The organism is Streptomyces sp. NPDC097595, assembly GCF_044761525.1.
In the GTDB taxonomy this organism is placed as follows: Bacteria; Actinomycetota; Actinomycetes; order Streptomycetales; family Streptomycetaceae; genus Streptomyces; species Streptomyces drozdowiczii_A.
Genome location: NZ_JBIWCN010000027.1, coordinates 14,818 through 33,444, shown reverse-complemented (window position 1 = coordinate 33,444; position 18,627 = coordinate 14,818). Strand labels below are relative to the sequence as shown.

General features: G+C 70.7%; 19 protein-coding genes. 12 read left to right on the top strand and 7 right to left on the bottom strand.

All coding sequences use genetic code 11. The features are described from left to right. The first annotated feature begins 1 nt into the window (after position 1). The 7 genes from nadC (at position 2) to ACIQZN_RS31800 (ending at position 4,407) form a co-directional block, all read left to right on the top strand. Positions 2-1,033 carry a carboxylating nicotinate-nucleotide diphosphorylase gene (nadC, locus tag ACIQZN_RS31830; RefSeq protein WP_404001375.1) on the top strand — a complete coding sequence of 344 codons (1,032 nt, stop codon included), beginning with the start codon at positions 2-4 and terminating at the stop codon, positions 1,031-1,033. Continuing rightward, complete coding sequence (locus tag ACIQZN_RS31825; protein ID WP_018102267.1) at positions 1,033-1,830, top strand: type III pantothenate kinase; 798 nt, start codon at positions 1,033-1,035, stop codon at positions 1,828-1,830. The genes nadC and ACIQZN_RS31825 overlap by 1 nt, the downstream gene beginning before the upstream one ends. A gap of 137 nt (positions 1,831-1,967) precedes the next feature. Continuing rightward, on the top strand, positions 1,968-2,540 hold the full coding sequence (locus tag ACIQZN_RS31820) for a hypothetical protein (protein ID WP_404001586.1): 573 nt from the start codon (positions 1,968-1,970) through the stop codon (positions 2,538-2,540). Positions 2,541-2,594: 54 nt separating this feature from the next. Beyond that, positions 2,595-2,774 (top strand): hypothetical protein, encoded by a 180-nt coding sequence (locus ACIQZN_RS31815; RefSeq protein ID WP_018102269.1) that lies wholly within the window; start codon positions 2,595-2,597, stop codon positions 2,772-2,774. Between the two features lie 121 nt (positions 2,775-2,895). Beyond that, on the top strand, positions 2,896-3,348 hold the full coding sequence (locus ACIQZN_RS31810) for a BlaI/MecI/CopY family transcriptional regulator (RefSeq protein ID WP_404001371.1): 453 nt from the start codon (positions 2,896-2,898) through the stop codon (positions 3,346-3,348). 9 nt (positions 3,349-3,357) lie between these two features. After that, entirely contained in the window at positions 3,358-3,915 is a 558-nt protein-coding gene (locus tag ACIQZN_RS31805) for an amino-acid N-acetyltransferase (protein ID WP_404001368.1), read from the top strand. A gap of 156 nt (positions 3,916-4,071) precedes the next feature. Beyond that, positions 4,072-4,407: an Lsr2 family protein gene (locus tag ACIQZN_RS31800; protein ID WP_018102272.1), complete on the top strand. Its 336-nt coding sequence runs from the start codon at positions 4,072-4,074 to the stop codon at positions 4,405-4,407. Here the strand turns inward: ACIQZN_RS31800 and ACIQZN_RS31795 are convergent. Beyond that, positions 4,386-5,006 (bottom strand): SCO3374 family protein, encoded by a 621-nt coding sequence (locus tag ACIQZN_RS31795; protein WP_404001365.1) that lies wholly within the window; start codon positions 5,004-5,006, stop codon positions 4,386-4,388. The two genes, ACIQZN_RS31800 and ACIQZN_RS31795, sit on opposite strands and share 22 nt — an antisense overlap. 442 nt (positions 5,007-5,448) lie before the next feature. Here ACIQZN_RS31795 and ACIQZN_RS31790 point away from each other — a divergent pair, with 442 nt between their 5' ends. The 3 genes from ACIQZN_RS31790 to ACIQZN_RS31780 all read left to right on the top strand — a co-directional run bounded on the left by ACIQZN_RS31790 (position 5,449) and on the right by ACIQZN_RS31780 (position 10,602). Then, the gene (locus tag ACIQZN_RS31790) at positions 5,449-7,974 is read left to right on the top strand and encodes an ATP-dependent Clp protease ATP-binding subunit (protein WP_404001362.1); all 2,526 of its coding nucleotides are present in this window, start codon (positions 5,449-5,451) and stop codon (positions 7,972-7,974) included. A gap of 291 nt (positions 7,975-8,265) precedes the next feature. Next, positions 8,266-9,459, top strand: a complete 1,194-nt coding sequence (locus ACIQZN_RS31785; RefSeq protein ID WP_404001583.1) for a PQQ-binding-like beta-propeller repeat protein — start codon at positions 8,266-8,268, stop codon at positions 9,457-9,459. A 417-nt stretch (positions 9,460-9,876) separates the two neighbouring features. Continuing rightward, positions 9,877-10,602, top strand: coding sequence for a M23 family metallopeptidase (locus tag ACIQZN_RS31780; protein ID WP_404001359.1), 726 nt, complete (start codon positions 9,877-9,879; stop codon positions 10,600-10,602). A 45-nt stretch (positions 10,603-10,647) separates the two neighbouring features. Here the strand turns inward: ACIQZN_RS31780 and ACIQZN_RS31775 are convergent, their stop codons facing one another. Continuing rightward, the gene (locus tag ACIQZN_RS31775; RefSeq protein ID WP_404001355.1) at positions 10,648-11,232 is read right to left on the bottom strand and encodes a TetR/AcrR family transcriptional regulator; all 585 of its coding nucleotides are present in this window, start codon (positions 11,230-11,232) and stop codon (positions 10,648-10,650) included. 121 nt (positions 11,233-11,353) lie between these two features. On the opposite strand from ACIQZN_RS31775, the gene ACIQZN_RS31770 reads away from it, so the two are divergent. Then, the gene (locus ACIQZN_RS31770) at positions 11,354-12,937 is read left to right on the top strand and encodes an MDR family MFS transporter (RefSeq protein ID WP_404001352.1); all 1,584 of its coding nucleotides are present in this window, start codon (positions 11,354-11,356) and stop codon (positions 12,935-12,937) included. Between the two features lie 59 nt (positions 12,938-12,996). On the opposite strand, the gene cseC is transcribed toward ACIQZN_RS31770, so the two are convergent. From cseC to ACIQZN_RS31745, 5 genes are all read right to left on the bottom strand, one after another. Beyond that, positions 12,997-14,337, bottom strand: a complete 1,341-nt coding sequence (gene cseC, locus ACIQZN_RS31765) for a two-component system sensor histidine kinase CseC (protein WP_404001349.1) — start codon at positions 14,335-14,337, stop codon at positions 12,997-12,999. Beyond that, positions 14,334-15,038, bottom strand: coding sequence for a two-component system response regulator CseB (gene cseB, locus ACIQZN_RS31760; RefSeq protein ID WP_404001346.1), 705 nt, complete (start codon positions 15,036-15,038; stop codon positions 14,334-14,336). Before cseB ends, cseC begins: the two co-directional genes overlap by 4 nt. 10 nt (positions 15,039-15,048) lie before the next feature. Further along, the gene (locus ACIQZN_RS31755) at positions 15,049-15,774 is read right to left on the bottom strand and encodes a hypothetical protein (RefSeq protein WP_404001343.1); all 726 of its coding nucleotides are present in this window, start codon (positions 15,772-15,774) and stop codon (positions 15,049-15,051) included. After that, positions 15,762-16,310 (bottom strand): SigE family RNA polymerase sigma factor, encoded by a 549-nt coding sequence (locus tag ACIQZN_RS31750; protein ID WP_391265009.1) that lies wholly within the window; start codon positions 16,308-16,310, stop codon positions 15,762-15,764. The genes ACIQZN_RS31755 and ACIQZN_RS31750 overlap by 13 nt, the downstream gene beginning before the upstream one ends. Before the next feature lie 307 nt (positions 16,311-16,617). Then, positions 16,618-17,520 carry an A/G-specific adenine glycosylase gene (locus tag ACIQZN_RS31745; RefSeq protein ID WP_404001340.1) on the bottom strand — a complete coding sequence of 301 codons (903 nt, stop codon included), beginning with the start codon at positions 17,518-17,520 and terminating at the stop codon, positions 16,618-16,620. A gap of 333 nt (positions 17,521-17,853) precedes the next feature. On the opposite strand from ACIQZN_RS31745, the gene ACIQZN_RS31740 reads away from it, so the two are divergent. Then, positions 17,854-18,621: a hypothetical protein gene (locus ACIQZN_RS31740; protein WP_404001580.1), complete on the top strand. Its 768-nt coding sequence runs from the start codon at positions 17,854-17,856 to the stop codon at positions 18,619-18,621. Positions 18,622-18,627 lie beyond the last annotated feature (6 nt).

Sequence of the window (18,627 nt, the reverse complement as noted above, 5' to 3'; positions counted from 1 at the left end):
CGTGAGCACGCCCGAAGAGAATCCGCGCCCCACTCCCGTGGACGTCCCGCTGATCCGGGTCGGCGCGCCCGCCCCCGCCGCGGGCGGCTGCGGGGACGGCTGCGGCTGCGGCGGCGACGAGGAGTACGAGGAGTGCGGGCTCGACCCCGCGCTCGCCCAGCTCCTCGCCGAATCCGGCCTGGACCCGATCCAGGTCGAGGACATCGCGCACCTCGCCATCGCCGAGGACCTGGACGGCGGGGTGGACGTCACGACCGTCGCCACCGTCGCCGAGGACGCCGTGGCCACCGGCGACTTCACCGCCCGCGAGGCCGGTGTGGTGGCCGGGCTGCGCGTGGCGGAGGCGGTCCTGTCGATCGTCTGCACCTCCGAGTTCGAGGTCGAGCGGCACGTCGAGGACGGCGACCGCGTCGCCCCCGGCCAGAAGCTGCTGACCGTCACCACCCGCACCCGCGACCTCCTCACCGGCGAGCGCAGCGCCCTCAACCTGCTCTGCCGCCTCTCCGGCATCGCCACCGCCACCCGCGCCTGGGCCGATGTGCTGGAGGGCACCAAGGCCGAGGTCCGGGACACCCGCAAGACGACGCCCGGGCTGCGCGCCCTGGAGAAGTACGCGGTGCGCTGCGGCGGCGGCGTCAACCACCGCTTCTCGCTGTCCGACGCCGCGCTGGTCAAGGACAACCACGTCATCGCGGCGGGCGGGGTCGCCGAGGCGTTCAAGCGGGTCAGGGAGGAGTTCCCGGACGTCCCGATCGAGGTCGAGGTGGACACGCCGGCCCAGCTCACCGAGGTGCTGGACGCGGGCGCCGACCTGGTCCTGCTGGACAACTTCACCCCGGCCGAGACCGCCGAGGCGGTCGCCCTGACCGGCGGGCGCGCGATCCTGGAGTCCTCCGGCCGGCTCACCCTCGACTCGGCCCGCGCGTACGCGGAGGCCGGGGTCGACTACCTGGCCGTGGGCGGGCTGACCCACTCCTCGCCGATCCTGGACATCGGCCTGGACTTCCGCGACACCGACGGGGCCGGCGCCTGATGCTGCTCACCATCGACGTCGGGAACACCCACACCGTCCTCGGCCTGTTCGACGGCGAGGAGATCGTCGAGCACTGGCGGATCTCCACGGACGCCCGCCGCACCGCCGACGAGCTCGCCGTGCTGCTCCAGGGCCTGATGGGCATGCACCCGCTGCTCGGCATGGAGCTGGGCGACGGTATCGAGGGCATCGCGATCTGCTCCACGGTCCCGGCCGTGCTGCACGAGCTGCGCGAGGTGACCCGCCGCTACTACGGGGACGTCCCCGCCGTGCTCGTGGAGCCCGGCATCAAGACCGGGGTGCCGATCCTGATGGACAACCCGAAGGAGGTCGGCGCGGACCGCATCATCAACGCGGTCGCCGCCGTCGACCTGTACGGCGGTCCGGCGATCGTGGTCGACTTCGGCACGGCCACCACCTTCGACGCGGTGTCGGCCCGGGGCGAGTACACCGGCGGTGTCATCGCGCCCGGCATCGAGATCTCCGTCGAGGCGCTGGGCGTCAAGGGCGCCCAGCTCCGCAAGATCGAGCTGGCCCGGCCGCGCAGCGTCATCGGCAAGAACACCGTCGAGGCCATGCAGGCGGGCATCATCTACGGCTTCGCCGGCCAGGTCGACGGCGTCGTGGAGCGGATGAAGAAGGAGCTGGCGGCCGACCCGGACGACGTCACCGTCATCGCGACGGGCGGCCTTGCTCCGATGGTGCTGGGCGAGTCCTCCGTCATCGACGAGCACGAGCCCTGGCTGACCCTCATCGGACTCCGCCTGGTGTACGAGCGCAACGTGTCCCGGCTGTAGCGAAGGGCCTCTGACCGGCGGCTCCGGGTGTGACGACGCTCCGGAGCCGCCGCGCCACCGACGACCAGTTAAGCCGATTTTGTCCCTTTAGCACGTATTGTCGCGTCATGCCCACGCCCTACGGATCACGCGGCGGTATGGCCTTCAGCGCGGACGAGCTGCGAGTGCTCCGACGCGCCCTCGCCTTCGCGCTGCACCCCGCGCCCCTGCCCGACGAGGATGTCCAGGACTGCCTGCGGCTGGCGGGCAGCGTGGACGAGGCCGTCGCCGAGGCCGGACGGCTGCGCGCCTTCCTCCTCGCCGACCTCGTCCGCTACCGCGACGCCCTCCCCGGCTCCCTCACCGGCTATCTGGAACTCCTCCAGGACGCCCTGGCCGCCGGATACGACCCCCGCCCCGAGGACCTGGCCGCGCTGCGCGCCCTGCGCGGCGGCCCGATCGCCGCGGCCCTCCTGGAGCGCTGCCAGATGATCGCGGAGCGCTCGGTGCGCGCCCGGCTCGCCGGACGCGTCGTGCCCGCGGCCGCCCCGGCGCCCCGCAGCCGGCTGCTCGCTCTGCCCGGCGGGCGCGCCGCCGAGCCGGACAAGCCGAAGACGCCGCCGGCGCCGGCCCGCCCCGTACCGCCGGCCGAGCGCCCGGCCCCGAAGCCCTCCGAGGTCTTCCCGCCGCGCCGCCCCGTACCGCAGCCGCCGCAGCGCCGCGCGGGGTAGGAATCCCCAGGGGCCTCTCCGGGAACCGGAAGGCGGCTCGCTACTCTGGAGGGCATGGACTACGTATCCGCGCTCGTGCCCCCCGTGGTGATGGCCGCCTTCTTCATCGGCCTGGTCGTGACGATCGTCAAGAGCCAGGGCGGCCCCAACAAGGCCAAGGAGGACGCGGCCGTGGACGCGGCGATCAGCCGCGCCGAGTCGGTCCAGCAGACCCCGCGCACCGAAGGGGCCTGACCCCTCCGGGGCGCGCCAGGCGCTCCCGTATGCGAAAGGGCGTACGACTCCCGAGGAGTCGTACGCCCTTTTGTTGTGTGAATAGCTACGCATTCCAGACATCTGGCACTAAGGTGACGCTGTGCCCCGTCAATTGGGAGAGCTCGAAGACGCCGTGATGACACGGGTCTGGGAATGGAACCGTCCGGTCACTGTGCGGGAAGTCCTGGAGGACCTTCAGCAGGAGCGGTCCATCGCCTACACCACCGTCATGACGGTAATGGACAATCTCCATCAGAAGGGCTGGGTCCGCCGCGAAGTGGAGGGCCGCGCATATCGATATACGGCCGTCTCCACCCGCGCCGCATACGCCGCCGCCCTGATGAACGAAGCCTGGTCGCTCAGCGACAACCCGGCGGCCGCGCTCGTCGCGTTCTTCGGGATGATGTCGGCCGAGCAGCGCGAGGCTCTGCGCGACGCGATGCGGATCGTTCTGCCCACTCTTCCCGAGGACGGCGCGGCCCCCGCCGACGAAGCCGGGGATGACGAAGCCGGTGAAGCGGCCGATGGCGCGGAGCCGGAGACCGGGCGATAGCGTCTGCGTATGTCCTCAGAGCTTCCGCAAACCGATTCCCAGACCGAACCGTCGGTTATAAACGTGGCCATCACCATCCGGCGCGCACGGACGAGCGATGTGCCCGCCGTCCGCCGTCTCCTCGACGGCTACGTGCGGGAAGGCATCCTCCTCGACAAAGCCACGGTGACGCTTTACGAGGACATCCAGGAGTTCTGGATCGCCGAACGGGACGAGGACGCCTCGGTCGTCGGCTGCGGTGCGCTGCACGTCATGTGGGAAGACCTCGCCGAAGTCCGTACGCTCGCCGTCGACCACGGCCTCAAGGGCGCCGGAGTGGGCCACCAGGTCCTCGACAAGCTGCTGCGGACCGCCCGCTGGCTGGGCGTGCGCCGGGTTTTCTGCCTCACCTTCGAAGTCGACTTCTTCGCGAAGCACGGCTTCGTGGAGATCGGAGAGACGCCCGTCGACGGAGATGTCTACAGCGAGCTGCTGCGTTCCTATGACGAGGGAGTCGCGGAGTTCCTCGGTCTCGAACGAGTGAAGCCGAACACCTTGGGCAACAGCCGGATGCTTCTGCACCTGTGACCGCGCGAAGAGCAGGAAGAGGGGCGCACGCCCCTATGTCCGAATCGCGCACGTTTCCCGTCTCCTTGAGCTGCTGAACCTCTCCCGGGGGTTTGTGTTTTCCGGTGAAAAGCGGTTTCCTTTCCGCGTACTCCATTTTCGATGAAAGGAAATCCGGTGGCACAGAAGGTTCAGGTCCTTCTTGTTGACGACCTCGACGGTGGCGAGGCGGACGAGACGGTGACGTTCGCGCTGGATGGCAAGACGTACGAGATCGACCTCACCACCAGCAACGCGGACAAGCTGCGTTCCCTTCTCGAGCCCTACGCGAAGAACGGCCGGCGTACCGGTGGCCGTGCGGCGTCGGGACGTGGCAAGGGCCGCGCCGTCTCCGGTGGCAACAAGGACACCGCCGAGATCCGTAAGTGGGCCCGCGAGAACGGCCACAATGTGAATGACCGCGGCCGCGTTCCCGCCGAGATCCGCGAGGCTTACGAGAAGGCCAACGGCTGAGCCACGGGCTCATCGTGGAACAAGCCGGCCCGGGCACGTGCCAGCCGGGCCCGGTGGCATTCCGTCGCCACGGCGTCCACGAGCCGGACGAGGTCGGGAGCATCGCGACGCCTGCTCCCGAAGCCGGAGAAAGCCGGGAGAACCGGCGCTTCGTCCTGTTCCCGTGACGGCCTGGGGGGCCGCAGCCAGGAGGCGGCCCCCGGCTCCGCCGGACGTCCGGGCGGCGGCGGAGCGGTGATCCGGCCGCCCGCGCCCAGACCGGTCAGCGACAGCGCGACCCCGCCCCACTCCAGCCAGTCGAGCAGCCCCGGCAGCTCCTCCGCGCTTCCCGGCGCCACCAGCAGGCTCATCCGCAGCCCCATGAGCGCCACCGGCCCCGTCGGGCCCACCCGCCGCAGCGCCGCGTGACCGGCGACGGCGGGGACGACGAGCACGTCGAACCGCAACCCGGTCAGCAGCCGCACCGGCGCACCGCCCGCCGTGGCCCAGCCCATCTCCCGCTCGTACCACCCGGCCCAGCCGTCCCACGGCTCGCCCCGGGCGTCACCGCCCAGCTCGACGGCGGGCGGGACACGGGGCGGCGGGACGGTGAGGGCCATGACGGAACAACCCCCGACCGGCCCTCCAGGTTACGTACCGCGCACATGCGACCGCATAGGGTGTCCGGGTTGGGGGCGTACGGGCGCATTCAGGAGTACGAAGATGTTCGCCCGTAGCGGAGGGAACCCGCGTACGCCGCATGGACTGTCTGTAATTGCGGGTAAGACATCCCTAGTGGGGAGGGGCGACACGCAAGCCATGCACGTCTCACGTTCGCCATCGGCGTACTGGCGACTGGGGTATTGGCCTGGCCTGCGGGAACATCGTCTCGCACCATCGGGTTGGAGCAGTTGTCGGCGTTCGGGGCGGGCGATCCCCCCGGGAAGCAGGGCCGGGTGTCGGCAGTCGAAATGAGCGGTCCCCGCTTGCGGGACTAAGCTGCGGAAGGACAGGGAGGGGACCGACCCCTTACTGCCTGACCGCTCTGAGGAGCGATTAACGATGTTCGAGAGGTTCACCGACCGCGCGCGGCGGGTTGTCGTCCTGGCTCAGGAAGAAGCCCGGATGCTCAACCACAACTACATCGGCACCGAGCACATCCTCCTGGGCCTGATCCACGAGGGTGAGGGTGTCGCCGCTAAGGCCCTGGAGAGCCTCGGGATTTCGCTCGAGGCGGTCCGCCAGCAGGTGGAGGAGATCATCGGCCAGGGCCAGCAGGCCCCGTCCGGCCACATCCCCTTCACGCCCCGAGCCAAGAAGGTCCTGGAGCTGTCGCTCCGCGAGGCCCTCCAGCTCGGCCACAACTACATCGGCACGGAGCACATCCTGCTCGGCCTGATCCGCGAGGGCGAGGGCGTCGCCGCCCAGGTCCTCGTGAAGCTCGGCGCCGACCTGAACCGGGTGCGCCAGCAGGTCATCCAGCTGCTGTCCGGGTACTCCGGCGGCAAGGAGGCGGCCACCGCAGGCGGCCCCGCGGAGGGCACGCCCTCCACCTCGCTGGTGCTCGACCAGTTCGGCCGCAACCTCACGCAGGCCGCCCGCGAATCCAAGCTCGACCCGGTCATCGGGCGCGAGAAGGAGATCGAGCGGGTCATGCAGGTGCTCTCCCGCCGTACGAAGAACAACCCGGTGCTCATCGGCGAGCCCGGCGTCGGCAAGACGGCGGTCGTCGAGGGCCTGGCCCAGGCCATCGTCAAGGGCGAGGTGCCCGAGACCCTCAAGGACAAGCACCTCTACACCCTCGACCTCGGCGCCCTGGTCGCCGGCTCCCGCTACCGCGGTGACTTCGAGGAGCGCCTGAAGAAGGTCCTCAAGGAGATCCGCACCCGCGGCGACATCATCCTGTTCATCGACGAGCTCCACACGCTGGTCGGTGCGGGTGCCGCGGAGGGCGCCATCGACGCGGCTTCGATCCTGAAGCCCATGCTGGCGCGCGGTGAGCTCCAGACCATCGGTGCCACCACGCTCGACGAGTACCGCAAGCACCTGGAGAAGGACGCCGCTCTTGAGCGCCGCTTCCAGCCCATCCAGGTCGCGGAGCCGTCGCTGCCGCACACCATCGAGATCCTCAAGGGTCTGCGCGACCGCTACGAGGCCCACCACCGCGTGTCCATCACGGACGAGGCCCTCGTCCAGGCCGCGACGCTGGCCGACCGGTACATCTCGGACCGCTTCCTGCCGGACAAGGCGATCGACCTGATCGACGAGGCCGGTTCCCGGATGCGCATCCGCCGGATGACCGCGCCGCCGGACCTCCGCGAGTTCGACGAGAAGATCGCGGGCGTGCGCCGCGACAAGGAGTCGGCCATCGACTCCCAGGACTTCGAGAAGGCAGCCTCCCTCCGCGACAAGGAGAAGCAGCTGCTGGCGGCGAAGGCCAAGCGCGAGAAGGAGTGGAAGGCCGGCGACATGGACGTCGTGGCCGAGGTCGACGGCGAGCTCATCGCCGAGGTCCTCGCCACCGCCACCGGCATCCCGGTCTTCAAGCTGACCGAGGAGGAGTCCTCCCGGCTGCTGCGCATGGAGGACGAGCTCCACAAGCGCGTCATCGGGCAGAAGGACGCCATCAAGGCGCTCTCGCAGGCCATCCGCCGTACGCGGGCCGGTCTGAAGGACCCGAAGCGCCCCGGTGGCTCGTTCATCTTCGCCGGCCCGTCCGGTGTCGGTAAGACCGAGCTGTCCAAGACGCTCGCCGAGTTCCTGTTCGGCGACGAGGACGCGCTGATCTCCCTCGACATGTCGGAGTTCAGCGAGAAGCACACGGTCTCGCGGCTCTTCGGTTCGCCCCCCGGCTACGTGGGTTACGAGGAGGGCGGCCAGCTCACCGAGAAGGTGCGCCGCAAGCCGTTCTCCGTCGTCCTCTTCGACGAGGTCGAGAAGGCCCACCCCGACATCTTCAACTCCCTGCTCCAGATCCTGGAGGACGGTCGCCTGACCGACTCCCAGGGCCGGGTCGTGGACTTCAAGAACACGGTCATCATCATGACGACCAACCTCGGGACCCGGGACATCTCCAAGGGCTTCAACCTGGGCTTCGCCGCCCAGGGCGACGTCAAGACGAACTACGAGCGGATGAAGGTCAAGGTCAACGAAGAGCTCAAGCAGCACTTCCGGCCCGAGTTCCTCAACCGTGTCGACGACACCGTCGTCTTCCACCAGCTCAGCCAGGAAGACATCATCGAGATCGTCGACCTGATGATCGCGAAGGTGGACGAGCGCCTCAAGGACCGTGACATGGGCATCGAGCTCAGCACGGAGGCCAAGAAGCTGCTCGCCAAGAAGGGCTACGACCCCGTGATGGGCGCCCGGCCGCTGCGCCGGACGATCCAGCGCGAGATCGAGGACATCCTCTCGGAGAAGATCCTCTTCGGCGAGCTGCGTCCCGGCCACATCGTGGTCGTCGGCAGCGAGGGCGAGGGCGACGACGAGAAGTTCACCTTCCGCGGCGAGGAGAAGTCGGCTCTGCCCGACGTCCCGCCGATCGAGCAGGCGGCGGGCGGCGGCCCGAACATGACGAAGGAAGCGTGACAGGCGCTTTCCGCCCCTCGGGGCAGTAGCGACCCAGAGGCGGCCCCGACCGGTTTCGACCGGCCGGGGCCGCCTCTTTTTCGCGTCGCGGACACGGTGACAGCGGCGTCACAGGAACGTTCCGGTCGCGTTCGCTACGCGCGTGGACCGAAAACCCCTGGTTAATCTGGCCCCGCCTCGGGCGATCGGCTCGGGGTGGGGCTTTTCGATTGCGAACGAGGAGCCCGGGATCGCGCAAGGAACGAGGGGGACGGGCACACCATGGGCAGAGTCGATGTGTCGCGCAGGCGGATGATCAAGCTGGCCGGAGCCGGGGCGGGGCTGGCCCTGCTGGGCGCCGGGACCGCGGCCTGCGGCCCGGTCGAGGAGCCGGTCGAGGGCGGCGGCTCCGGTTCGCCGAAGCCGGGGGAGTCCGGGAAGCCCGGGGGTGCCGCCCCCGCGCCGGGCGGGAAGCCGAAGCCGTCCTGGCAGCACGCCACCACGTACGACGGGCTGGCCTGGATATCCGCGGTCGCCGTGGTCGACAACGTGGTGCTGGTCTCCGGTGACCCGCTGGTGGCCCGCGACCTGTCCACCGGCAAGGAGCTCTGGTCGCGCGCCGAGGTGACCACCCCGGGCGCGAGCATGCTGGTCGGCGGCGGGACGCTCTACCTGGCCAGTGCGCACTACGACGGCAACATCATCGGGCTCGACCCCAGGACCGGCAAGGACACCTGGCGCAGCCGGCTCGGCGACAAGGAGTACTCCCAGCCCCGGGTCATCGCCGCCGACGCCGACCACGTCTATGTCGTCGCCGGGATCCTGGACAAGGACTTCCGCACCCCGGACAACGTGATCGCCGCCATCGACACCTCCTCCGGCAAGGTCGTCTGGCGCGAGCAGCGCGACCACGGCACCGAGGACAACGGCCTCACGGCGCGGGTCTCCGGCAAGCGCCTCGTCTACACGGACTTCCGCGAGAACCTCACGGTCCGCGACACCGCCACCGGCCACCAGGTCTGGACGAAGAAGATCGGCCGCAGCAGCAACCGCGGCTTCGAGGTCCACGAGGGCCTGGTCATCTTCGCGACCGGTGAGCAGCTGCGCGCCCTCGACCTGGAGACGGGCGCCGAGCGCTGGTCCCTCGCGACCGAGAAGTACAGCCGCTTCAACGACCCGGCCGTGCTGGACGGCGTCCTCTACGCCTCGGACACCGCCCACGCCCTGTGGGCGGTCGATCCGGCGACCGGGAAGCGCCACTGGCACAACCCGGAGAGCCTGGACATCGACGCCCCCTGGCAGTTCGCCAAGGTGGGCGGCGTCCTCTACGGGGCGACCACGTTCGACAAGAACGGTGGGATCCACGCCTTCGACCCGGCGGACGGCAAGCTGCTGTGGACGTACAACGACGGCTCCGGCGACCTCGACCGCTGGTACCTGGCCGCGGGCGGCAAGCATGTGGTCGCCGTGCACGCCAAGAAGGTGACCGCGCTGCCCGTCGCATAGCGATCGGCACCGGGCCGAAGGTCCCGAAACGGACGGCCTTCGGTCCCACCGCCGGTGACAAGGCGCACAGGCCATTCGGGGCCTACTAGCCGCCTTAGGAGCAACGGGCCCGATCCGTCGGGGGCCTTTCGGCCCTGCGGCGGCCGGGCCCTCGGCGTGTTCGGGGGCGTATGCCCGTACAGAGGGCGTTTGTCTGGTTAGGGCGGTTTGGAACTGGGCCTAAACCTGTTCCGGGGAGGACTTTCGGGAGCCCTCCGGTGGGGTTTCGGTGGGGGTCCCGCCGGTGAATTCCCGGGGTGCCTTCTACGGCTTTTGATCGTAGATGGGGTGTTTGAGTACCGGCGGGGGTGCGGGTTACCAAGGTATGGCCAGCCCGGCACGCCGCCGGGTCCAGTCATCTCCGGAGGATTTCCGCTTATGTCGAAGCGCGTTACGTTCCAGTCCCGCCGCCCGTCCGTTTCCCGTGTCCGTGGAGCCGTCGTGGCAGCCGGCCTGGGGACGTCGATGGTTCTCGGTGCGGGCGCTGCGTTCGCGGCCGGCACTGCGGACGCCCCCCAGGCCCCCGCCCTGGTCTCCTCGGCCACCGCCGACTCGGTCGCCCAGCAGGCCACCGCGCAGGGCAAGGCCGCGGCCAAGCACGCGGCCGAGAAGAAGGCCGACGCGGCGAAGAAGAAGGAAGCCGCGAAGAAGAAGGCCGCCGCGAAGAAGAAGGCCATCGCCAAGCTTCCGTGGGAGACCCCGGTCAGCCACTACAGCCTGACCGCGAGCTTCGGCAACGACGGCAGCCGCTGGGCCCACAAGCACTCCGGCCAGGACTTCGCCGTGCCGATCGGCACCAAGGTCGAGGCCGCCCACAGCGGCACGATCGTGAAGGCCGGCCCGAACGGCGGCGGCGACGGCCCCGCGTACGGCAACGCCATCGTGATCTCGCACGGCAACGGCACGTACTCGCAGTACGCGCACCTGTCCAAGATCGACGTGCACATCGGCCAGCACGTGAAGAAGGGCGAGAAGATCGCCCTGTCCGGCAACACCGGCAACACCAGCGGCCCGCACCTGCACTTCGAGATCCGGACCACCCCGAACTACGGTTCGGCGGTCAACCCGGTCAACTTCCTGCACAAGCACGGCATCAACGTCTGATCCGGCCCGTGCTCCCGGCCCCCCGGCCCCTGCTCCCGAGCAGGGCTACCGGGGGGTTTCCGGGTCGTGGGCCCGGGTGACCAGTTCGACGGCGACTTCGAGAGCGGCCTTGCGCTTCTCCTCGGGGTCGCCTTCGACGTCCCTCAGCGCGAGCATCCCGGCGTGCAGGGTGAAGAGCGCGCTGAAGCACCGCACCTGGTCGGTGAGCGGGGCGTCCGGTTCCTTGATGAGGTCCACCAGGCCGAGCACCCGGTGCTTGATCGTGTCGCCGATGCTCAGATCCCGTACCGTCGCCTGGTTCTCCTGCATGAAGCGGAAGAGCGGGGCGGCGTCGGCCATCGCGTCGCTGTAGCGGTGGAGCAGTTCCGTCTTGGTCTCCAGGGTGCGCGGCTGCGTCTCGCCCCAGGCGATCAGCTCCTCCACCGGCCGGTTCAGGTCCTCGAAGATGGAGACGAGGATGTCTTCCTTCGTCTTGAAGTGGTAGTAGAGCGCCGCCTTGGTGACGTCCAGCTTCTCGGCGATCTCCCGGAGCGAGGTCTTCTCGTAACCCTGCTCGGCGAAGAGCCCCAGGGCGACGTCCTGGATGCGCTGGCGAGTATTGCCCCGGCGCGGCTGCGACGTGCTGCCCATGCTGCTCTCCCATTAACTTACTTGACGCCCGGCTAGTTACGGGGCTACCTTCCTCCAGTGTAAGCAACTAGCCGGGCGGCAAGTAAGGGCTCGGTGGCGGGTGACTGGGGAGTTGGGGAAGATGGCGGACCTGATGAAGACGGCGGACGGGAAGGCGGGCGGACCACCGGCCACGAAGGCGGAGCCGTCGGCTCCGCCGCAGCGCAGTGTCCGGGTGGTGGTGCTCGCCCTGATGATCGCCATGCTGCTCGCGATGCTCGACAACCTGATCGTCGGCACCGCGATGCCGACGATCGTCGGTGACCTCGGCGGCCTCGAACACCTCTCCTGGGTCGTCACCGCGTACACCCTGGCCACCGCCGCCTCCACGCCCATCTGGGGCAAGCTCGGCGACATGTACGGACGCAAGGGCATCTTCCTCACGTCCATCGTGATCTTCCTGATCGGCTCGGTCCTCAGCGGCATGGCCCAGGACATGGGCCAGCTGATCGGCTTCCGGGCCGTCCAGGGCCTCGGCGCCGGCGGTCTGATGGTCGGCGTCATGGCGATCATCGGCGACCTCGTGCCGCCCCGCGAGCGCGGCAAGTACCAGGGCATGATGGCCGGCGTGATGGCCATCGCCATGATCGGCGGCCCGCTGGTCGGCGGCACCATCACCGACCACCTCGGCTGGCGCTGGAGCTTCTACATCAACCTGCCGCTCGGCGCCGTCGCACTGATCATGATCACCGCCGTGCTGCACCTGCCCAAGCGCGAGCGCACCAAGCGGAACGTCGACTACCTCGGCGCCGCGCTGCTCACCATCGGCATCACCGCGATCGTGCTGGTCACCACCTGGGGCGGTTCCGAGTACGACTGGAACTCCGCGGTCATCATGGAGCTCATCGCGATCGGCGTCGCCGCGCTGGCCGGCTTCCTCTTCGTGGAGACCAAGGCCGCCGAGCCGATGATCCCGCTCCACATCTTCCGCAACCGCAACTTCACGCTCATGTCCGTGGTCGGCTTCATGGCCGGGTTCGTGATGTTCGGCGCGGTGCTGTTCCTGCCGCTCTACCAGCAGTCCGTGCAGCACGCCTCCGCGACCAACTCGGGGCTGCTGCTCCTGCCGATGCTGCTCTCCATGATGGTCGTCTCGCTCATCGCGGGCCGGGTCACCACCAGCACCGGCAAGTACAAGGTCTTCCCCGTCGTGGGCTCGATCCTCATGGTCGTCGGCCTCTTCCTGCTCGCGCAGATGGACACCGGCACCAGCCGCTTCACCTCCGGGCTCTACATGGCGGTGCTCGGCGCCGGCATGGGCTTCCTGATGCAGATCACGATGCTCGTCGCGCAGAACAGCGTCGAGCTGAAGGACATGGGCGTCGCCTCCTCCTCGACCACCCTGTTCCGTACGCTCGGCAGCTCCTTCGGCGTCGCCATCATGGGCGCGCTGTTCACCGGCAAGGTCCAGGACGAGATGGCGGCCCACGGCGGCGGCGCGGCCACCGCGCACTCCGCCCAGCTGGACGCGGCGAGCCTGGCCAAGCTGCCGGTGCCGGTCCGCGAGGCGTACGAGTTCGCGGTGTCGTCCGGCACCCACATCGCGTTCCTCGTCGGCGCCTCCGTCGGCCTGGTCGCGGTCGTCGCCTCCCTGTTCGTCAAGGAGGTCCCGCTGCGGGGCGCGGGCCCCGAGGCGAAGGCCGCCCCGGTGGTCGCGGAGATCTGACCGGACACGGCTGTACGAAGAGGGCCCCGGGACCACGCGTCCTGGGGCCCTCGCCCGTATCAGCTCCCCGGCTCCGGGCTCCGCTGCTCCGCGAACTGGAGCATCGGATAGCTGCCCGTGGCCGTCGGCGCGTGCTCGGGCAGCCACAGCACCGCGACCGCCCCGCCGCTGCCCTCCGCCGCGCCCTCCGGCGCCGCGTTCCGGAAGGTCAGCCGGGCCCCGAGCACCCGGGCCTGGCCCGCCGCGATCGTCAGCCCAAGACCGTGCCCGCGCCCGGCCCGGTCGGTCGACCCGGTACGGAACCGGCTCGGCCCCTCCCGCAGCAGCGCCGCCGGAAAACCGGGCCCGTGGTCGCGGACCCGGACCACCCGGCCCTCGACCGTGACCTCCACCGGGGTCGCCCCGTGCTTGGCCGCGTTGCCCAGCAGATTGCCGAGGATGCGTTCCAGGCGGCGGGGGTCCGTGTTGACCCAGGAGTCGTGGACGACCTGCACCCGGACCTCCGGGTCCAGCAGCGCGACCCGCCGGCTGACGAACTCGCCGAGCGCGATCTCCTGGAGCTCGGCCCGCTCCGAAGCGCTGTCCAGCCGGGCCACCTCAAGCACGTCCTCGACCAGCGTGCGCATCGCCTGGGCCCGGTCGCGTACCAGCTCCGTCGGGCGGCCCGGCGGCAGCAGCTCGGCCGCCGTGAGCAGCCCGGTCACCGGCGTACGCAGCTCGTGCGCGATGTCCGCGGTGACCCGGCGCTCCGCCTCGATCCGCCCGTTCAGCGCGTCGGTCAGCGCGTCCACCGCGCCGGCCAGCTCGTCCGTCTCGTCGCGCACGACCCCGCCGACCGCGTCCCTGACCCGGACGTCCGTGTTGCCCTGGGCGACCCTGCCCGCCGCCGCGGCCGCCTTGCGCAGCCGGCGCGAGAGCTGGCCGCCGATCAGCACGCCCAGCGCGGAGCCGCCGAGGACCACCGAGACCGAACCGATGATCAGGGCCCGGTCCAGGTCGCCCATGATCGTGGTCGAGCGGTCCGCGAACCGGGTGTGCAGCGACAGCACGTTCCCGTTGCCCACCGGCACGGCCGCCCAGACGTCGGGCACCCCGCCGGACTCCTCCACATGCGTGGCCCGGCGGTTGCGCCGGACCTCCTCGCGCAGGCTCTGCGGCATCGTCGGATCGTTGAGCTTCGCCCCGAACCGGGGGTCGGCCTTCTTCGTCTTCTTCGCCTCGAACAGCAGTTGCGCGTAGGTCAGCCGCTCCAGCTGGACCTCGCGGGCGTTCTCCAGCATCGAGACGCGGGCCGCGTTGTGCACCACCAGGCTCAGCGCGACCGCGATCAGGGCGCCGACCGCCGCGATGGCGATGCTGATCTTCCAGCGGACACCCGTCCGCAGGGCGGGCCGCCTCATGCCCGGAGCTTGTAGCCGAAGCCGCGGACCGTCTCGATCCGGTCCTGGCCGATCTTCGTGCGCAGCCGCTGCACATGGACGTCCACGACCCGGGTGTCCCCGCCCCAGCCGTAGTCCCAGACCCGTTCGAGGAGCTTGTCCCGGGAGAGCACGGTGCCGGGCGCCGAGGAGAACTCCAGGAGCAGCCGCATCTCGGTCGGCGTCAGCCCCACCTGCGCACCGCCCCTGCGGACCTCCATGCCCTCGGTGTCGACCTCCAGGTCCCCGAAGACCAGCACCCCGCCGACGGCCTCGGTCTCCGGCTGCCCGCCGTCCGCCCGGCCGCCCGACGCATGGCCGAAGCGGCGCAGCACCGCCCTGATCCGGGCCACCAGGACCGCCCCGTCGAAGGGCTTGGTCACGTAGTCGTCCGCGCCGGCCTCCAGGCCGAGGACCACGTCGATCGAGTCGGCCCGCGCCGACAGCATGATCACGGGGACCGTCGACTCGTCCCGGATGCGGCGGCAGAGGCTGACCCCGTCCAGACCGGGGACCATGACGTCGAGCAGCGCGATGTCGGGACGGTCCGCCCGGAAGGCTTCGAGGCCGGCCAGCCCGTCGGGCACCGCGGTGACCGCGAAGCCGACCCGCTCCAGCGCGAGCTGGGTGGCCTCGCGGATGACGTCGTCGTCCTCGACGAACAGCACATGGGTCTCGGCCATCGGAAAGCTCTCAGTTCCTGGGCGGTTCCGAGGGCTCGGGAAGGTCCCCGTCGCCCGCGCCCACGGCTCGGTTGTAGTCGTTGCGCACCCGGTCCTGCTCGTTGAACCGGCCGCCCGCCCAGTGGTACGTGATCACCTCGTCGCCCGAGGGATAGGCCACCGAGTCCTTCTTCTCGTACACCTGGGTCGTCACCACCAGGTCCCCGCGGTCGATGGTGCCGTAGACGGCGGGCTGCTCGACGGCGAAGACGTTCTCGTACGTCCCATTGGCGCGCGGCCGGTAGACGTAGGTGCCGACCCCCACCGAGTCACCGCAGGTCATCACGTTCACCACGACGTCGGCGGACTGGCCGCCGGTGATCCTGCCGTACGAGGTGTCCACCGGATACTCGTCGCCGCTGCACGCCTTCAGGTCCATCCGGACCCGCCCGCTCACCTTCGGGTCGGCCTTGAGCAGCGCCACGGCGTCCACCCGGGGCGCGGGCTTCGCCGTGGCGGCGGCCGTGCTGCTCGGGGTGACCTGGGCGACCGGCTCGGCGCCCGCCGGGCCCTCGTCCCGGGTCCCCGTGCCGCCGGTGGAGCAGCTGACGGCGAACAGCCCGAAGACGGCGAGGCCGGCCAGGGCCGCGCTGCTCGCCGCCCAGCCGGTCAGCCGGCGTCTGCCGGCGCCGGCCGTTCCCCCGCCCGTTGTGCCGGTGACCGTGCCGTCGTCACCGCTGCCTGTCAGGCCGCGCACCGCTCCCGCCCCCGCTCCTCGGCGAGCCGGACTTCCCGGCTCGCCGCTTCCCTGTTCTCCAGCTCCTGGCGCAGCCGCGCCAGCGCACGGTGCAGCGTGCTCTTCACCGTACCGGCCGACATGCCGAGCGCCGCCGCCGTCTCCTCCGTGCTCATCTGCTCCCAGTGTCGCAGGACGACGACACTGCGCTGCTTGGGAGCCAGCACGCCCAGGATGTCCATCAGCAGGGCGCGGTCGGCGCGCTGCTCGGTGCCGTCCTCGATGCTCGCGTCGGGCAGCTGCTCGGTGGGCACCTCGTCCAGCTTGCGCGCCCGCCACCACTCGGTGCGGGTGTTGATCATGACGCGGCGCAGATAGGCGTCGGCGAGGGACTTGTCCTCGATGCGGTCCCAGCGGCCGTAGGTCCGGGCCAGCGCGGTCTGGAGCAGGTCCTGGGCGTCCACCGGGTCCGGGACGAGCCGGCGCGCACTGCGCAGCAGCGCCTCCTGCCGGGTCCGTACGTACTCTTCAAAGCCGAGCACCTCGCCCTGCGCCATCACAACCGCCTCCATCCCCGTGGATCCCCGTTGAACCGCTCGTACCGCCGTCCGCCGGTGGTCGTTTCCGGCTGACGTCGCAGACGCTACGGAGCGGTTGTCACGAGGCTGTGCGGGGCAGCCGTAGGCGGGCGCACGGCTGTCCATCGGTTGTGTAACAGCGCGGGGAGGAGACCGGACAAACGATCCCGCGCCGGACGCGCGAAAGGCCCGCCCACCCCGTCATTGTCACGGAGCGGACGGACCCTGTCGGCCGTTGTTACGAAGGCGGGCGGACGCTGTTACGCGGGTGGGACGGCCCGGTCCCTCAGGTCAGCGGCAGCCGGTAGCGGGCGCCGGCCAGCGGCTCGACCAGGCCGTCGGCGACCAGCCCGTCCAGCGCCCGGGCGCGCTGCACCGGCTCGTCCCACACCGCGTCCAGCGCCGCCTGCGGCACCGGGCCGACCGCCTCGCGCAGCACGGCGAGGAGCCTGCCGCGCACCTGCCGGTCCGTGCCGGCGTAGGTCTGGCCCCGGCGCGGCGGCCCCTGGTGCGCGGGCTTCCCGGCCAGCCGCCAGGCGCACTGCTCCGCGATCGGGCAGCGCGAGCAGTCCTCGTTCTTCGCGGTGCAGACGAGGGCGCCCAGCTCCATCGTGGCCGCCGCCCAGCGGGCCGCCCGCTCGTCCTCGTCGGGCAGCAGCTCCCGGGCGAGCCTGCGCTCGGCGGCGGTCGTCGCGTTCGGCGGGTACTGGATGCCGGTCGCGGCCCGTGCGAAGACCCGGCGGACGTTGGTGTCGAGGACGGCGTGACGCTGCCGGTACGCGAACGAGGCCACGGCCGCCGCCGTGTACTCGCCGATGCCGGGCAGGGCGAGGAGCTGGGCGTGCTCACTCGGTACGTCACCGCCATGGCGTTCCGTTATCGCCTGGGCGGCCCCGTGCAGGCGCAGGGCGCGGCGCGGGTAGCCGAGCCGGCCCCAGGCGCGGACCGCCTCGCCGGGCGGCTCGGCCGCGAGGTCGGCGGGGCGCGGCCAGCGGGCGAGCCACTGCTCGTACACCGGGAGGACCCGGCTGACGGGGGTCTGCTGCAGCATGAACTCGCTCACCATCACACCCCAGGCACCCGCTTCGGGGCGGCGCCAGGGCAGATCGCGGGCGTGCTGGTCGAACCACCCGATGACGGGGGTGTGGAGGGAGGCGGGGGGCGTCTGTGTCGCAGTCGTGGCAGTCATCGCACCTTCGATCCTGACACGGCGTTCCGGTCGGAGGCCCCACGCCCCGCGAGCCGTTGCGGCAACTGGCCGATGGCCCGTTTTCCGCCCGGCCGGGGGTGCTGACCCTGCGCAAACGTTTCATCGCACAGGGTCATATCGGGCGTGCTCGGCGGCCGAACTGGCCTTCGCGGAATGATGATCCGGAAAACTTGGGGATCAAGGCGGCGGGTGGGGCGGGAGTTGGGCCGGATCTCTCGTACAGTTTGCGCCGTGGGATCTCTGCGCAATCCGATCGGTCCGCTACCCTCCAGCATCTACTGGCGACGGAGGGCGGTCGCGGCGGCCCTGGTCGTGCTGCTCGCGCTGCTGATCGCATGGGCCGTCACCTCCCGTGACGGCAATGGGGATCACCACGACGACTCCAAGCCGCCGAGTTCAGGGCCCGCCGGATCGATCACACCCGGACCCTCCGGTTCCGGCCCCGCGATCACCGAACAGCCCGGCGGGAGCGGCGATTCGGACGGCTCCGGCGGCAGCGACGGTGGCAAGGACGGCAGTTCGGGCGGCGGTTCCGCCGGTACGGGCGGCTCCTCGGGCTCCTCGGACACCAACGGCGGTGGCCAGGAAACCGGTTCGGGCTCCGCTTCCGGTTCCACCGGCTCCGGCACGGGCGAGGGGGCCCAGACCGCGCGCCCGGTCCCGGCCGGCTCCTCGCTCGCCGACTGCACCGCCGGCGCGATCCGGCTCACCCTGAAGACCGAACTCAGCTACGCCCCCGACGAGAAGCCGAAGTTCCGGCTGTTCGTCACGAACACCTCGTCCACCGCCTGCAAGGCCGACTTCGGGCCGAAGAGCGCGGTGCTCACCGTCACCGAGGCGGGCGGGGACGACGACGAGGTCTGGTCGTCCGAGGACTGCCCGCGCAACCCGAAGCCCGCCCTGATCGAGGTGCCCGCCGGGACGACCGTCGTGCACACCGTGGAGTGGGACCGCGACCGCAGCGCCCCCAAGTGCGCGACGCCGCCCGCGGGCAAGGCCAAGCCGGGCACGTACCTCGTGGAGGCGAAGGCGCCGGGTCAGCCCGTGCAGCGCGCCTCGTTCGTCCTCGCGAAGGACTGAGCGCCG

Bases quoted from the DNA above. Each gene is read 5' to 3' on its own strand.
- ACIQZN_RS31825 (WP_018102267.1), top strand. From the start codon at position 1,033: ATGCTGCTCACCATCGACGTCGGGAACACCCACACCGTCCTCGGCCTG.
- ACIQZN_RS31820 (WP_404001586.1), top strand. From the start codon at position 1,968: ATGGCCTTCAGCGCGGACGAGCTGCGAGTGCTCCGACGCGCCCTCGCC.
- ACIQZN_RS31815 (WP_018102269.1), top strand. From the start codon at position 2,595: ATGGACTACGTATCCGCGCTCGTGCCCCCCGTGGTGATGGCCGCCTTC.
- ACIQZN_RS31805 (WP_404001368.1), top strand. From the start codon at position 3,358: ATGTCCTCAGAGCTTCCGCAAACCGATTCCCAGACCGAACCGTCGGTT.
- ACIQZN_RS31795 (WP_404001365.1), bottom strand. From the start codon at position 5,006: ATGGCCCTCACCGTCCCGCCGCCCCGTGTCCCGCCCGCCGTCGAGCTG.
- ACIQZN_RS31790 (WP_404001362.1), top strand. From the start codon at position 5,449: ATGTTCGAGAGGTTCACCGACCGCGCGCGGCGGGTTGTCGTCCTGGCT.
- ACIQZN_RS31785 (WP_404001583.1), top strand. From the start codon at position 8,266: ATGATCAAGCTGGCCGGAGCCGGGGCGGGGCTGGCCCTGCTGGGCGCC.
- ACIQZN_RS31780 (WP_404001359.1), top strand. From the start codon at position 9,877: ATGTCGAAGCGCGTTACGTTCCAGTCCCGCCGCCCGTCCGTTTCCCGT.
- ACIQZN_RS31775 (WP_404001355.1), bottom strand. From the start codon at position 11,232: ATGGGCAGCACGTCGCAGCCGCGCCGGGGCAATACTCGCCAGCGCATC.
- ACIQZN_RS31770 (WP_404001352.1), top strand. From the start codon at position 11,354: ATGGCGGACCTGATGAAGACGGCGGACGGGAAGGCGGGCGGACCACCG.
- cseC (WP_404001349.1), bottom strand. From the start codon at position 14,337: ATGAGGCGGCCCGCCCTGCGGACGGGTGTCCGCTGGAAGATCAGCATC.
- cseB (WP_404001346.1), bottom strand. From the start codon at position 15,038: ATGGCCGAGACCCATGTGCTGTTCGTCGAGGACGACGACGTCATCCGC.
- ACIQZN_RS31750 (WP_391265009.1), bottom strand. From the start codon at position 16,310: ATGGCGCAGGGCGAGGTGCTCGGCTTTGAAGAGTACGTACGGACCCGG.
- ACIQZN_RS31745 (WP_404001340.1), bottom strand. From the start codon at position 17,520: ATGACTGCCACGACTGCGACACAGACGCCCCCCGCCTCCCTCCACACC.